At 68.6% G+C, this 12,378-nt stretch carries 9 protein-coding genes; 7 read left to right on the top strand and 2 right to left on the bottom strand.

The features are described 5' to 3' along the window. Positions 1-37 precede the first annotated feature (37 nt). The 7 genes from ACFFJC_RS07740 to ACFFJC_RS07710 all read left to right on the top strand — a co-directional run bounded on the left by ACFFJC_RS07740 (position 38) and on the right by ACFFJC_RS07710 (position 9,335). Positions 38-2,887 (top strand): 2-oxoglutarate dehydrogenase E1 component, encoded by a 2,850-nt coding sequence (locus ACFFJC_RS07740; RefSeq protein ID WP_379486919.1) that lies wholly within the window; start codon positions 38-40, stop codon positions 2,885-2,887. A gap of 8 nt (positions 2,888-2,895) precedes the next feature. Next, the gene (gene odhB / locus ACFFJC_RS07735; protein WP_379486918.1) at positions 2,896-4,140 is read left to right on the top strand and encodes a 2-oxoglutarate dehydrogenase complex dihydrolipoyllysine-residue succinyltransferase; all 1,245 of its coding nucleotides are present in this window, start codon (positions 2,896-2,898) and stop codon (positions 4,138-4,140) included. Positions 4,141-4,151: 11 nt separating this feature from the next. After that, positions 4,152-4,730 (top strand): DUF1877 family protein, encoded by a 579-nt coding sequence (locus tag ACFFJC_RS07730; RefSeq protein ID WP_379486917.1) that lies wholly within the window; start codon positions 4,152-4,154, stop codon positions 4,728-4,730. A gap of 12 nt (positions 4,731-4,742) precedes the next feature. After that, positions 4,743-6,143 carry a dihydrolipoyl dehydrogenase gene (gene lpdA / locus ACFFJC_RS07725; RefSeq protein WP_379486916.1) on the top strand — a complete coding sequence of 467 codons (1,401 nt, stop codon included), beginning with the start codon at positions 4,743-4,745 and terminating at the stop codon, positions 6,141-6,143. Positions 6,144-6,359: 216 nt separating this feature from the next. Beyond that, positions 6,360-6,698: an endonuclease domain-containing protein gene (locus ACFFJC_RS07720; protein ID WP_379486915.1), complete on the top strand. Its 339-nt coding sequence runs from the start codon at positions 6,360-6,362 to the stop codon at positions 6,696-6,698. 81 nt (positions 6,699-6,779) lie between these two features. After that, entirely contained in the window at positions 6,780-8,249 is a 1,470-nt protein-coding gene (locus ACFFJC_RS07715; protein WP_379486914.1) for a DUF4403 family protein, read from the top strand. Between the two features lie 123 nt (positions 8,250-8,372). Then, entirely contained in the window at positions 8,373-9,335 is a 963-nt protein-coding gene (locus ACFFJC_RS07710) for a quinone oxidoreductase family protein (RefSeq protein WP_379486913.1), read from the top strand. Positions 9,336-9,341: 6 nt separating this feature from the next. Here ACFFJC_RS07710 and ACFFJC_RS07705 read toward each other — a convergent pair whose 3' ends face one another. Both ACFFJC_RS07705 and ACFFJC_RS07700 read right to left on the bottom strand, forming a co-directional pair. Continuing rightward, positions 9,342-10,991, bottom strand: coding sequence for a DUF8614 domain-containing protein (locus tag ACFFJC_RS07705; RefSeq protein WP_379486912.1), 1,650 nt, complete (start codon positions 10,989-10,991; stop codon positions 9,342-9,344). A gap of 76 nt (positions 10,992-11,067) precedes the next feature. Next, on the bottom strand, positions 11,068-12,369 hold the full coding sequence (locus ACFFJC_RS07700; RefSeq protein WP_379486911.1) for a cytochrome P450: 1,302 nt from the start codon (positions 12,367-12,369) through the stop codon (positions 11,068-11,070). Between the last annotated feature and the right edge of the window lie 9 nt (positions 12,370-12,378).

The raw sequence follows: 12,378 nt of genomic DNA, 5'->3' as shown, positions 1-12,378 counted from the left end.
CGGACGCCCTGTCCGGGCGTGGCGATAGGTGATTCCTATGGGCGACGAGAGTTTCGATTTCACCCCCGACATGGGACTCGACGAGCCCCAGGCCGGCCCCAGCTGGCAGCCCCGCAACTGGCCCCTCGTCGGCGGCGACGCCGAGGACGACTGGACGCAGGGGCTTGATCCCACCGCGCTCAAGGTCAAGATCGAGAAGGCCGCGGCCAAGGGCGGCGGCAAGGTCGACCAGGCCCGCATAGACGAAGCGGCGGCCGATGCAATCCGCGCGATGATGCTGATCCGCACGTATCGCGTGCGCGGTCACCTCGCGGCGGACCTCGACCCGCTCGGCCTCAACCAGCGCAAGCTGCCGGCCGACCTCACCCCCGAGTACCACGGCTTCGTCGGCGCCGCGCAGGATCGCAAGGTCTACATCGGCGGCACCCTCGGCCTCGAGTGGGCGACCGTGCGCGAGATCGTGCAGACGCTGCGCGCCAACTACTGCGGCAAGGTCGGCCTCGAGTACATGCACATCGCCGACACGGAGGAGCGCCGCTTCCTCCAGGAGCGCATGGAAGGCGTGAACAAGGAGATCGAGTTCACCCCCGAGGGCAAGAAGGCGATCCTCCAGGCCGTCGTGCGCGGCGAGCAGTACGAGAAGTTCCTCGGCAAGAAGTACGTCGGCACCAAGCGCTTCGGCCTGGACGGCGGCGAGTCGATGATCCCCGCGCTGGAAGCCGTCATCAAGTACGGCGGCCAGCTCGGCGTGAAGGAGATCGTCTACGGCATGGCCCACCGCGGCCGCCTGAACGTCCTCGCGAACGTGCTGGCCAAGCCCTACAAGGTGATCTTCCACGAATTCTCGGGCGGCACCGCCAACCCCGAGGACGTGGGTGGCTCGGGCGACGTCAAGTACCACCTGGGCACTTCGGCCGACCGCGAGTTCGACGGCATCAAGGTCCACATGAGCCTGATGCCCAACCCCTCGCACCTCGAGACGGTCGATCCGGTGGTGCTCGGCAAGGTGCGCGCCTACCAGGTCATCGCGGACGACATCGGCGACGACATCGGCCCCGGCTCCAAGCACAAGCAGGTGCTGCCGGTGCTGATCCACGGCGACGCGGCCTTCGCCGGCCAGGGCATCGTGTGGGAGTGCTTCGGCCTCTCGGGCGTGAAGGGCTACAACACCGGCGGCTGCATCCACTTCGTCATCAACAACCAGATCGGCTTCACGACGAGCCCGCAGTTCGCGCGCAACTCGCCCTACCCCTCGGACGTCGCCAAGGGCGTCCAGGCGCCGATCCTGCACGTCAACGGCGATGACCCGGCGGCGGTGACCTTCGCCTGCAAGCTGGCGATCGACTACCGCCAGACCTTCGGGCGCGACGTGGTGATCGACATGTGGTGCTATCGCCGCTTCGGCCACAACGAAGGCGACGAGCCCGGCTTCACCCAGCCGCTGATGTACCAGAAGATCCGCCAGCACCCGCCGGTCAGCCAGATCTACAGCGAGCGTCTCCAGCGCGAGGGCGTGATCGACGATGCCTTCCTCGGCCAGACCGAGGCGGCCTTCACCGCCCACCTCGAGGAGCAGTTCGAGGCGGCCAAGACCTACAAGGCCAACCAGGCGGACTGGTTCGCCGGCCAGTGGAGCGGCTTCCACAAGCCCGCCGACCCGGAGACCGCGCGCCGCAACGTCGAGACCAAGATCGAGCCCAAGCTGTTCGAGAGCCTCGGCCGCGCGCTGACCACGGTGCCCGAGGGCCTGACCGTCCACAAGACGCTCGCCCGCGTGCTCGCCGCCAAGGAGGAGATGTTCAAGTCGGGCGACGGCTTCGACTGGGCCACCGCCGAGGCGCTCGCCTTCGGCAGCCTCGTCTCCGAGGGCTACGGCGTGCGCCTGTCCGGCCAGGACTGCGGCCGCGGCACCTTCTCGCAGCGCCATGCGGTGTGGACCGACCAGACCGACGAGCGCAAGTACGTCCCCCTCTCGACGCTGCCGCACGGCCGCTTCGAGGTGCTCGATTCGACCCTGTCGGAATACGGCGTGCTCGGCTTCGAGTACGGCTACGCCAGCGCCGACCCGAAGACGATGGTGCTGTGGGAAGCGCAGTTCGGCGACTTCGCCAACGGCGCGCAGATCATCATCGACCAGTACGTCGCCTCGGCCGAATCCAAGTGGCTGCGCGCCAACGGCCTGGTGATGCTGCTGCCGCACGGCTACGAGGGCCAGGGTCCGGAGCACTCCTCGGCGCGCCTGGAGCGCTACCTGCAGCTCTGCGCGCAGGACAACATCCAGGTCTGCAACATCACCAGCCCGGCGAACTACTTCCACGTCCTGCGCCGGCAGATGCATCGCCCCTTCCGCAAGCCGCTGATCATCATGACCCCCAAGTCGCTGCTGCGCCACCCGCTGGCGAAGTCGAGCGCCGCGGAGTTCCTGGAAGGCGACTTCAAGCGCATCCTGTCCGACCCCAAGGCCTCGGCAGACGCCGAGACGAAGCGGGTCATCCTGTGCTCGGGCAAGGTCTTTTACGACCTTCTCGAAGCGCGCGATGCGGCCGAGATCACCGACACCCAGATCCTGCGCCTCGAGCAACTCTATCCCTTCCCGGGCGAGCCGCTGACCGAGCGCCTGGCGCGCATGCCGAACCTCGAGGAGGTCGTCTGGTGCCAGGAGGAGCCGAAGAACAACGGTTCCTGGTTCTTCGTCGATCCCCTGGTCGAGGAGGCCGCCAAGAAGGCGGGCGTCAAGGCACCGCGTCCGCGCTACGCCGGCCGCTCCGCCTCGGCCTCGCCGGCCACCGGCCTCGCCAAGCGCCACACCGCCGAGCAGGCGGCGCTGGTCGCCGATGCGCTGCATCTTTCCGTTCGCTCCGAACTCCGTCGCAAGCAGAAGGCTTGAGATAAATCATGTCCACCGAAGTCAAGGTCCCCACGCTCGGCGAGTCCGTCTCCGAGGCCACCATCGGCCAGTGGCTCAAGCAGCCCGGCGAAGCCGTCGCCGCTGACGAGCCCATCGCCAGCCTCGAAACCGACAAGGTCGCCATCGACGTCATGGCGCCCCACGCCGGCGTCATGGGCCAGCATCTCGCCAAGGAAGGCGACACCGTCACCGTCGACGCGCTGATCGCCACCATCGAGGAAGGCTCGGGCGCCCCTGCGGCGGCCAAGCCCGCCGCCGCGCCCGCAGCCGCAGCCGCTTCGGCCGCCGCTCCCGCTGCCGCACCGGTGCCCTCCCCGGCTCCTGCCGCCGCGGACGAGGCTTCGGCCGGCGCCGCGGTGCTCTCGCCCGCGGTGCGCCGCGCGATCCTGGAGCACGGCATCGACCCGGCGACCATCAAGGGCACCGGCAAGGACGGCCGCATCACCAAGGACGACGTCCTCGAAGCGGCGAAGAACAAGCCCGCCTCGGCCCCTGCCGCCCCCTCGGCGCCGGCGGCCGCCGCACCGGCCGGTCGCAACGAGGAGCGCGTCAAGATGACGCGCCTGCGCCAGACGATCGCCAAGCGCCTCAAGTCCGCGCAGGACAACGCCGCGCTTCTCACCACCTTCAACGACGTCGACATGTCGGCCGTCATCGAGGCGCGCGAGAAGTACAAGGACGTGTTCCAGAAGAAGCACGGCATCAAGCTCGGCTTCATGTCGTTCTTCGCCAAGGCCTCGGTCCTGGCGCTCAAGGACATCCCGGCAGTCAACGCGCAGATCGACGGCGACGAGATCGTCTACCACGATTACGTCGACATCTCGATCGCGGTCTCGGCGCCCAACGGCCTGGTCGTCCCGGTCGTGCGCGACTGCGACAAGCTGGGCTTCGCCGGCATCGAGAGCGCCATCGCCAACTTCGGCAAGAAGGCCAAGGAAGGCACGCTCACCATGGAAGACATGAAGGGCGGCACCTTCACGATTTCCAACGGCGGCGTGTTCGGCGGCCTGATGTCGACCCCGATCATCAACCCGCCGCAGTCGGCGGTGCTGGGCCTCCACCGCATCGAGGACCGCGCGGTCGTGCGGGGCGGCGAGATCGTCATCCGCCCGATGATGTACATCGCCCTGTCTTACGACCACCGCATCATCGACGGTCGCGAGGCGGTCACCGCGCTCAAGACCATCAAGGAAGCGATCGAGGATCCCACCCGGCTCCTGATCGACCTCTGAGGTAAACGAAGATGGGCATCACCTTCAGCCTGATCCGCGTGCCGGCCGACACAGTCGCCGCGCTTGCGGGCAGGCCGAGGGCGGTGGCCGAATTCGTTTATCAAGACGGCAGCTTCTACAAGGCGCCCAAGCCCGGGTTCTTCGGCAGGTTTTTCGGAGCCAAGGCCGAAGCTACCGACCCCATTCCAGCCCGGCATGACAACGATGAGATGGACCTCGATAAGTCCTGGCACATCGTTCATTACCTGTTGACCGGAAGTACGGGACGATCTGAATCGCCCCTCGGCATAATAGGTGATGACCTCCATCCCCTTGCAAATCTTGACCTCGGCCTAGGAAAGCCCAACGTCCTTTCCCCCGACGTCGTGGCCGCTTTTGACCAGGCGGCGCAATCGCTCACCGACGACGCGGTCATGGCGCGTTTCATCGCGACTGAAATGCCGACCGACGAGCTCTATTTGGGCAACGTCATTGCGCGAGGGGATGAAGAAGACATGCGGGAATATGCGCTGGAAAACTTCCATGTTTTACGCGATTTCGCTCGGCAGGCTGCGGCCGCCAATGAAGCGATCATCACGTTCTATTCTTGATTGGAATCAGAAATGGCTGATTACGACTACGACGTCCTTGTCATCGGTGCCGGCCCCGGCGGTTACGTCGCGGCGATCCGCGCGGCGCAGCTGGGCCTGAAGACCGCCTGCGCCGAAGGGCGCGAGACGCTGGGCGGCACCTGCCTCAACGTCGGCTGCATCCCCTCGAAGGCCCTGCTCCACGCCTCGGAATACTTCGAGGCGGCGAAGGAAGGCGGCGCGATGGCCAAGATGGGCATCAAGGTCACCCCGGAGCTCGACCTGCCGACCATGCAGGGCCAGCGCATCGACGCGGTGAAGGGCCTGACCGGCGGCATCGAGTTCCTGTTCAAGAAGAACAAGGTCGACTGGCTCAAGGGCTACGCCCAGTTCAAGGACGCGCACAGCGTCGAGGTTGCCGGCAGGACGGTGACCGCCAAGAACATCGTCATCGCCACCGGCTCCTCGGTCACCCCGCTTCCCGGCGTCGAGATCGACAATGCCGGCGGCGTCGTGGTCGATTCGACCGGTGCGCTGGAGCTGGCGTCCGTGCCCAAGAAGATGGTCGTCATCGGCGGCGGCGTGATCGGGCTCGAGCTGGGTTCGGTGTGGCGCCGGCTGGGCGCCGAAGTGACCGTGGTCGAATTCCTCGACCAGTTGCTGCCCGGCATGGACGGCGACGTGCGCAAGGAAGCCGCCAAGATCTTCAAGAAGCAGGGCATGGCGCTCAAGCTCGGCACCAAGGTCACCGGCGTGACCGTCGAAGGCCAGGGCGCCAAGGTCACCGTCGAGCCCGCCAAGGGCGGTGACGCCGAAGTGATCGAGGCCGACGTCGTGCTCGTCTCGATCGGCCGCCGTCCGAACACCGAGGGCCTCGGCCTCGCCAGCATCGGCCTCGAACTCAACGCGCGCGGCCAGATCGAGACCGACCATGACTTCGCCACCAAGGTGGACGGCGTCTGGGCCATCGGCGACGTGATCCCTGGCCCGATGCTCGCGCACAAGGCCGAGGACGAGGGCATCGCCGTCGCCGAGAACATCGCCGGCCTCACCGGCATCGTGAACCACGACGTCATCCCCGGCGTCGTCTACACGCAGCCCGAGTTCGCCGGCGTCGGCCTGACGGAAGAGGCCGCCAAGGAGCGCGGCGCGATCAAGGTCGGCAAGTTCCCGATGCTCGCCAACTCGCGCGCCAAGACCAACCACGAGCCCGACGGCTTCGTGAAGGTCATCGCCGATGCCGAGACCGACCGCGTGCTCGGCGTCTGGTGCATCGCCTCTGTGGCAGGCACGATGATCGCCCAGGCCGCGCAGGCGATGGAATTCGGCGCGACCAGTGAAGACATCGCCTACACCTGCCACGCGCACCCGACGCACTCGGAAGCGATCAAGGAAGCGGCGATGGCGGTCACCGGCAAGCCGATCCACATCTGATTTTTTGGGTTACCCCTCCACCACCCGCTTCGCGGGCGGTCCCCCTCCCCATCGCTTCGCGACGGGGAGGATTGGATGGGTTAATTTTCTCGATCCTCCTCATCGCGCGGCGGTGGGGAGGATTTTTTCTTACCGAGGCTTAACTTCCGATCCTCCCCCTTGCGCAGAAATGGGGAGGAGGACCGCCGACGCAGTCGGTGGTGGAGGGGTAATGCCGTGCCACCCGCCAAAGCTATCGCCCACGCCCGCCGGCTCCGCCGCGCGATGACGCTGCCCGAAGTGCTGCTCTGGCGGCACTTGCGCATGGCCCCGGTGAAGTTCCGCCGCCAGCATCCGGTCGGACCCTATGTCCTGGACTTCTACTGCGCTTCGGCGAAGACCGGGATCGAGGTGGATGGGGCAGCGCACGACATGGGCGCACATCCGGCGCGCGATGCGGAGCGGGAGGTCTGGTTGCGGCAGCGCGGGATCAAGGTGATGCGCGTGCCGGCGCGGGCGGTGCTCGGCGCCTTGGAGGTGACCGTCGAGGGGATCGTGCGCGTTTGCGGCGGGTGAACAGTGCCCCCCCTCCACCGCCGCCTTCGCGAGTCGAGGGTGCAAGAGGAACCCCCTGCCCCCTCCCGCATTTCTCGCCGGATGGCACCTCGCTCGCTCCTCCTGGCCGCCGCGCTGGCGCTGTCCCTCGCCGCCTGCAACCGCGACCGCGGCGGCGGTGCCCCGCCCCGCGCGCACGACGCGATCCATGTCGAGCCGCAGGCCTCGCTCATCACCGTGCCCATCCACGCCGACCTCGGCAACCTGGCCGCCGCGCTCGAACGCCAGGTGCCGCGCACCTTGTGGACGATCGACAAGCCCGGCCAGACCTGCGTCCCCTCGCGCAACGTCGATCTCGGTATCGCGCGGCTCAAGACGCCCTCGATCAAGTGCCGGATCGTGGGCGAGGTCACGCGCGGGCCGATGCGCTTCGCCGGGCGCGGGCGCGAGGTGCTGCTGACGATGCCGCTCCACGCCGTGGTGCGCGCCGAGGACATCGGCGGCGTGCTCAAGCGCGAGACCGCCACCGCCGACGCCATGGCCCATGCCGTCGTCAACCTCACGCTCGCCTCCGACTGGACGCCGCGCGGCACGGTGCGGATTCGCTACGAGTGGACCAACAAGCCGCACCTGGACTTCCTGGGCCAGCGGATCGACTTCACCGACCAGGCCGAGGCCAAGCTGGCACCGGTGATCGCCCGGCTGGAGCGCGAGCTGCCGGGCGAGCTGGGCAAGCTCGAGGTGCGCGAGCAGGTGGAGCGTGCCTGGGCCTCGGCCTTCACGACGCTGTCGCTCAACCGCAGGAACCCCCCGGTGTGGATGCGCGTGAGCCCCACCGAGCTGCAGTACGGCGGCTACGAGCTGCAGGGCACGCGCCTGGTGCTGCGCCTGGGCGTCAAGGCGGTGACCGAGACCTTCGTGGGCAAGCGCCCCAAGGACCCGGCACCGCGGCCGCTGCCACCGGTGCGCCCGCTGGAGGCCGAGGCGGGGCAACTCGCCTTCTTCATCCCCGTGATCGCCGACTACCGCGAACTGGAGCCGGTGCTCATGCGCGCGCTGACGAAGCGATCGGCGCGGCCCTTCCCCGTCGCGGGGGTCGGGGCGGTGCGCGCCGTGTTCCACGACGTGACGATCTACGGCACCACCGGCGGGCGCATCGCGGTGGGCGTGACCTTCACCGCGCGGGACGAAGCCGGGCGCGTCGGCCCGACGCGCGGCACCGTCTGGATGACCGGCGTTCCGGTCAACGCCGAGAACTCGCGCCGGGTCGGCTTCGAGAACTTCGCGGTCAGCGGCACCACCGACATGACGGGCGGCGACCTCATCCTCCAGCTCGCCAACGCGCCGGGCCTTGGCACCACGATCGCCGCCGCGCTGGCGCAGAACTTCGAGAAGGACTACGCCGAGCTGCTCGGCAAGATCGACCGCGCGATCAAGGCGAAGCGCGAGGGCGACCTGCTCATCCGCGCTGAGGTGACGCGCACCCGCACGGGCCGCATCAAGGCCGCGGGTCAGGGGCTCTATTTGCCGGTATGGGCGGACGGCACCGCCTCAATCACGCTGGCGCCGTGAGCGCCGCGGGCGCGCCCTGACCCCAGCGGCAATCGGGGCTGACCGGCGGCTCCTGTCCGATTGACCAGCTGCGCCATGGCCGGTTCAACTGGCACCAGAGGCCGACCGGCACGGGAGAGAGCGATGAAGGCAGTCTGGTACACGCAGAACGGCGGCCCCGAAGTCATGCAGTTCGGCGCGCTGCCCGATCCCGAGGTCGGCCCGCGAACGGTGCTGATCCGGGTCGAAGTGATCTCGATCGAGGGCGGCGACCTGCTCAACCGCGTCCACACGCCGCCCGCGCGCACGCCCTTCGTGCCGGGCTACCAGGCCGCCGGCACCGTCGTCGCGGTGGGCGCCGAGGTCACCCGCTTCCGCGAGGGGGACCGCGTGCTCGGCTTCGCCTGGAACGGCAGCCACGCCGAGCTCTTCGCGGTGGACGAGAGCCACGCCTACCCGATCCCCGAGGGCATGGACCTCGCCCTGGCCGCCGTTGTGCCGATCGCCTTCGGGACGGCCTGGGATGCGCTGTTCACCTATGGCGGGCTGCAGGCGGGCGAGACCGTGCTGGTGCAGGGCGCGGCGGGCGGGGTCGGCCTGGCCGCCGTGCAGCTCGCGGCACGCGCGGGCGCGACCGTTATCGGCACCGCCTCCAGCCCCGAGCGGCTCGCCCGCGTGGAGCCCCTCGGGCTCGCCCACGGCATCGACTACAAGCGCGAGGACATCGCCGCGCGCTGCAAGGACATCACCGGGCGCAAGGGCGTGGACCTCGTGCTCGACCTGGCGGGGGGACAGGGCAAGGACCTGCTGGTGGAGGCGCTGCGCCCGCACGGGCGCTATGCCGTGATCGGCGCCGCCGAGGGCACGCTGCCCAGCTTCGGGTTCTTCGAGCTGATCCGCAAGGCGATGCAGGTCACCGGCATCTCGTTTGGCCGCGACATGAACACCCCGCGCGTCCACCAGCTGCTCGCCGAACTGCTGGCGCAGGTCCATGCCGGGACGCTGGTCATGCCGATCGAGCGCGAGTTCGCGCTGTCGGAGGCGGTGGAGGCGCACCGCTTCGTGGCGGAAGGGCATCCCTTCGGCCGCGTGCTGATGCGCCCCTGAGCGGCTTCAGATCGCGTCCGGATAGACCGGCCGGATGTCCACCGGCAGCGAACCCATGGCGGCGATCGCCGCCTCCGCCTCGGCGTCGAGCCGCGCCCAGCGCGCCATGAAGGCCTTGGTCCCGGCATAGTCGCCGGTGGCCTGCAGCATCAGCATGTCGTGGAGCAGCGCCTTGAGGCCTGCTTCCATCTTCGCGTCATCCACCACGTAGCGCCGCGCCGCCGCGTCGTACGTGAAGGCACCCTTGTCGCGCAGGTAGGCGTACTGCAGCGCCGCGCCCTTGCCGTGCGCCTCCACCGCGCCGAAGCGCACCGCGCGGAAGATGCCGGTGAAGTACGTGGCGAAGAGCTGCGGCCGTTCGCTGGCGGGAAGCTCGCCCTTGTCCATCATCAGCAGGATGTTCCACACGCCCGCGACGTCGGCCTTGGCCTCCTCCAGCGCCGAGTTCTGCTCCTTGAGCGCCTTGTCGACGGTGGTCTTCTCGCCGTTCACGACGATCGAGCCCGGCCCCAGGCTGTGCGACAGCTCGTGGAACAGCGTCTCGTACTGCATGTACTTGCGCGCGACGAGGGCGGCCTGATCGGGCTTGAGCACCAGCGCCGCCATCGGCTGCAGGATGCGGTCGAACTTGGCCCCCAGCACGTTGGAGAGGATGACCTTCTTGGCGCCCTTGGCCTCGCGCACCCGCTCGTCGTTGGGAAGATTGAAGGCGATGGTCTGCGAACCCGGCACGTTGTCGCCGCCGCCGCGTACCTGCTCGGCCACCGCGATCGGGCTCTCGAACCCGCGCTGGAAGTTCTTGTAGCGCTCCTCGATGGGAAGGTTCGCCTCCATGTCCCGGAGGTGGTTCTTGTATTTCGCGAGCGCTGCGGATTCCTCCGGATCCTTGAGCGTGACGAAGCTCTCGAACGCGGTCTTGGCGCCCATCAGCCGGTCGGTATAGACCTCGTAGGGCCCGATCGCGACTTCGATCGGCGTGCCGGACAGGTCCATCCAGGCCAGCTCGCTCTCATAGTAGTCGTCGGTCCGGAAGGCCTTGGCGCGCAGCGTCAGGAAGCGCGCGAGGCTGGCGTTGCTGGTGCGCGCCGCCGCCTGCTCCAGCAGCCGCGCGGCGGGCTCCAGCCATTCGCGGTAGGCGACCGAATAAGGCACCGCCACCAGCTTGCCGCCTTCGCGCCGCACCACCGTGTAGGGGCTGAGCAGCGCGGCCTTCTGGTCCGGATGCGCGGTAATGTACGCCTCCAGTTCCTCGCGCGTCATGTCCTCGGGATAGAAGCCGGCCCCTTCGGGCATCGCCGTGGTCCCCCAGAACGGGTGGAGATCGGCCATCTCGTCCCAAGGGCCGAAGTTGCGGGCGAACATCTCCACCAGCAGGTCGCGGTCCGCCCGCCGGTTCATGGCGACGGCACGCTGCACCTCGGGGTTCCGCGCGTAGCGTTGGCGCAGGTAGATCTCGCTCATCAGGTCCGAGGCCTTGATGAGCAGGTTCACGACCTCGCGCTCCTCGGCGCTGAGGAAGGCGGTGTCCACGTCCATGCGGATGGTGGCGAGCTTCGCCTGCTGCGCGGCGAGGTCGTAGGGCGCCTCGGCAGCGACGGCGGGTGCGGCGCTCGCCAGCAGCAGGGCGGCAAGAGCAAGGGGCTTGAAGGCGGTCATGGGTGGTCCGTCGAAGAAGTGGCAATGCCGCCCAGCCTAGTGCCCCGGGCGCGCGGCGCAACCCCGCCTGCCCGGCTCAGAGCGGGTCGAACTCCAGGTGCAGCGCCTTCAGCGCGCGCAGCACGTAGGTGGGTTCGTACTCGAAGTGGCGGGCGCCCTCGGGCCCGTGATGCGCTTCGGAGAGGCGGATGTTGCCCATGCGCGCGAGCAGCCGCTCGATGCTCACCGCCACCTCGCGGCGGGCGAGCGGCGCGCCGATGCAGGTGTGGGCGCCGCGGCCGAAGGCGAGATGCTCCTTGATCCGCGGCCGGTCCATGTCGAAGGTCGCCGGATCGGGGAAGCGCGCCGGGTCGCGGTTGGCGGCCATGTGGCTCATCAGGATCGGCGTGCCCGCCTTGATCTCCACCCCGCCCAGCGTGGTCGTCTTGCGGCACAGGCGCCCGCCGCTCTTCACCGAGCCGTCGTAGCGCAGCAGCTCCTCGATGAAGTCGGGAATGCGGGCGGGGTTCGCGCGCAGCTCGGCCTGGATGTCGGGCCGAGTCGCGATGACCTTGAAACCGTTGGCGAGCAGGCGGTTGGTGGTGTCCTGCCCGGCGCCGAACAGGAACGCCGCCAGTCCGGTCACGTCCACCAGGGACGGCTTGCTGCCATCCGGGTAGGTGGCCTTGGCGAGGTCGTTCAGGATGTCCTCCTGCGCCAGCAGCGCACGCAGCGGCCGCATCAACGCATGGTTGGCCAGCCTGCGCCGGGCGATCAGCTTGAACAGGTCCTTGCCCACCGGAACCAGCGGGTTCTTCATCATGTCCTCGTGCGTGGCGTCCATCGGCACGGGCAGCGCACCTTCGAGCAGGGCGCGGAACTTCGCGCGCGTCCCTTCCGAAAGGCCCAGAAGGTCCGAGATCACGAGCGCGCCGTAAGGCCCGCCGTACTGGCGCACGATGTCCACCCGTCCGGAGGCATGGAACTCGTCGATCAGCCCCTCCGCGGTGGCGGCGAGCTGGGGCTGGAGCTGCTTGAGCCGGCTGGGCGTGAACAGGCGCGAGAGGATGGAGCGCAAGTCGGCATGGCGGGGCCCCTGCTCCGCCACGATCTGGTCGGCGAACGCGATCTGCTTGCGGTTCGCTTCGAGCTGATCGCCGATGTCGTCACCCTCCACCGGGAACGGCAGCTCCACCATGCCGCCCGTCACCGCGTTGATCTCGGAGAAGTGCTCGGTATCCAGCAGGAGCTGCACCGTCTCCTCGTAGCCGACCACGGCCACGGCATTGCGGTGGGGCAGGCGCACCACCGGCCCCTGCGCACGCAGGTAGTCGAAGTACGCGTGGGGATCGTCGACCAGCGATACGTCGGTGTACCAGTCGGCCTTCTCGTACGACACGGGTGCTCT

The organism is Novosphingobium soli, assembly GCF_042432915.1.
Lineage (GTDB): Bacteria > Pseudomonadota > Alphaproteobacteria > Sphingomonadales > Sphingomonadaceae > Novosphingobium > Novosphingobium soli.
This window is presented reverse-complemented; position numbering and strand designations above follow the sequence as displayed.

Excerpts from the sequence above, each read along its gene's own strand:
- odhB (WP_379486918.1), top strand. The coding sequence starts at position 2,896 with ATGTCCACCGAAGTCAAGGTCCCCACGCTCGGCGAGTCCGTCTCCGAG.
- ACFFJC_RS07710 (WP_379486913.1), top strand. The coding sequence starts at position 8,373 with ATGAAGGCAGTCTGGTACACGCAGAACGGCGGCCCCGAAGTCATGCAG.
- lpdA (WP_379486916.1), top strand. The coding sequence starts at position 4,743 with ATGGCTGATTACGACTACGACGTCCTTGTCATCGGTGCCGGCCCCGGC.
- ACFFJC_RS07730 (WP_379486917.1), top strand. The coding sequence starts at position 4,152 with ATGGGCATCACCTTCAGCCTGATCCGCGTGCCGGCCGACACAGTCGCC.
- ACFFJC_RS07740 (WP_379486919.1), top strand. The coding sequence starts at position 38 with ATGGGCGACGAGAGTTTCGATTTCACCCCCGACATGGGACTCGACGAG.
- ACFFJC_RS07715 (WP_379486914.1), top strand. The coding sequence starts at position 6,780 with ATGGCACCTCGCTCGCTCCTCCTGGCCGCCGCGCTGGCGCTGTCCCTC.
- ACFFJC_RS07705 (WP_379486912.1), bottom strand. The coding sequence starts at position 10,991 with ATGACCGCCTTCAAGCCCCTTGCTCTTGCCGCCCTGCTGCTGGCGAGC.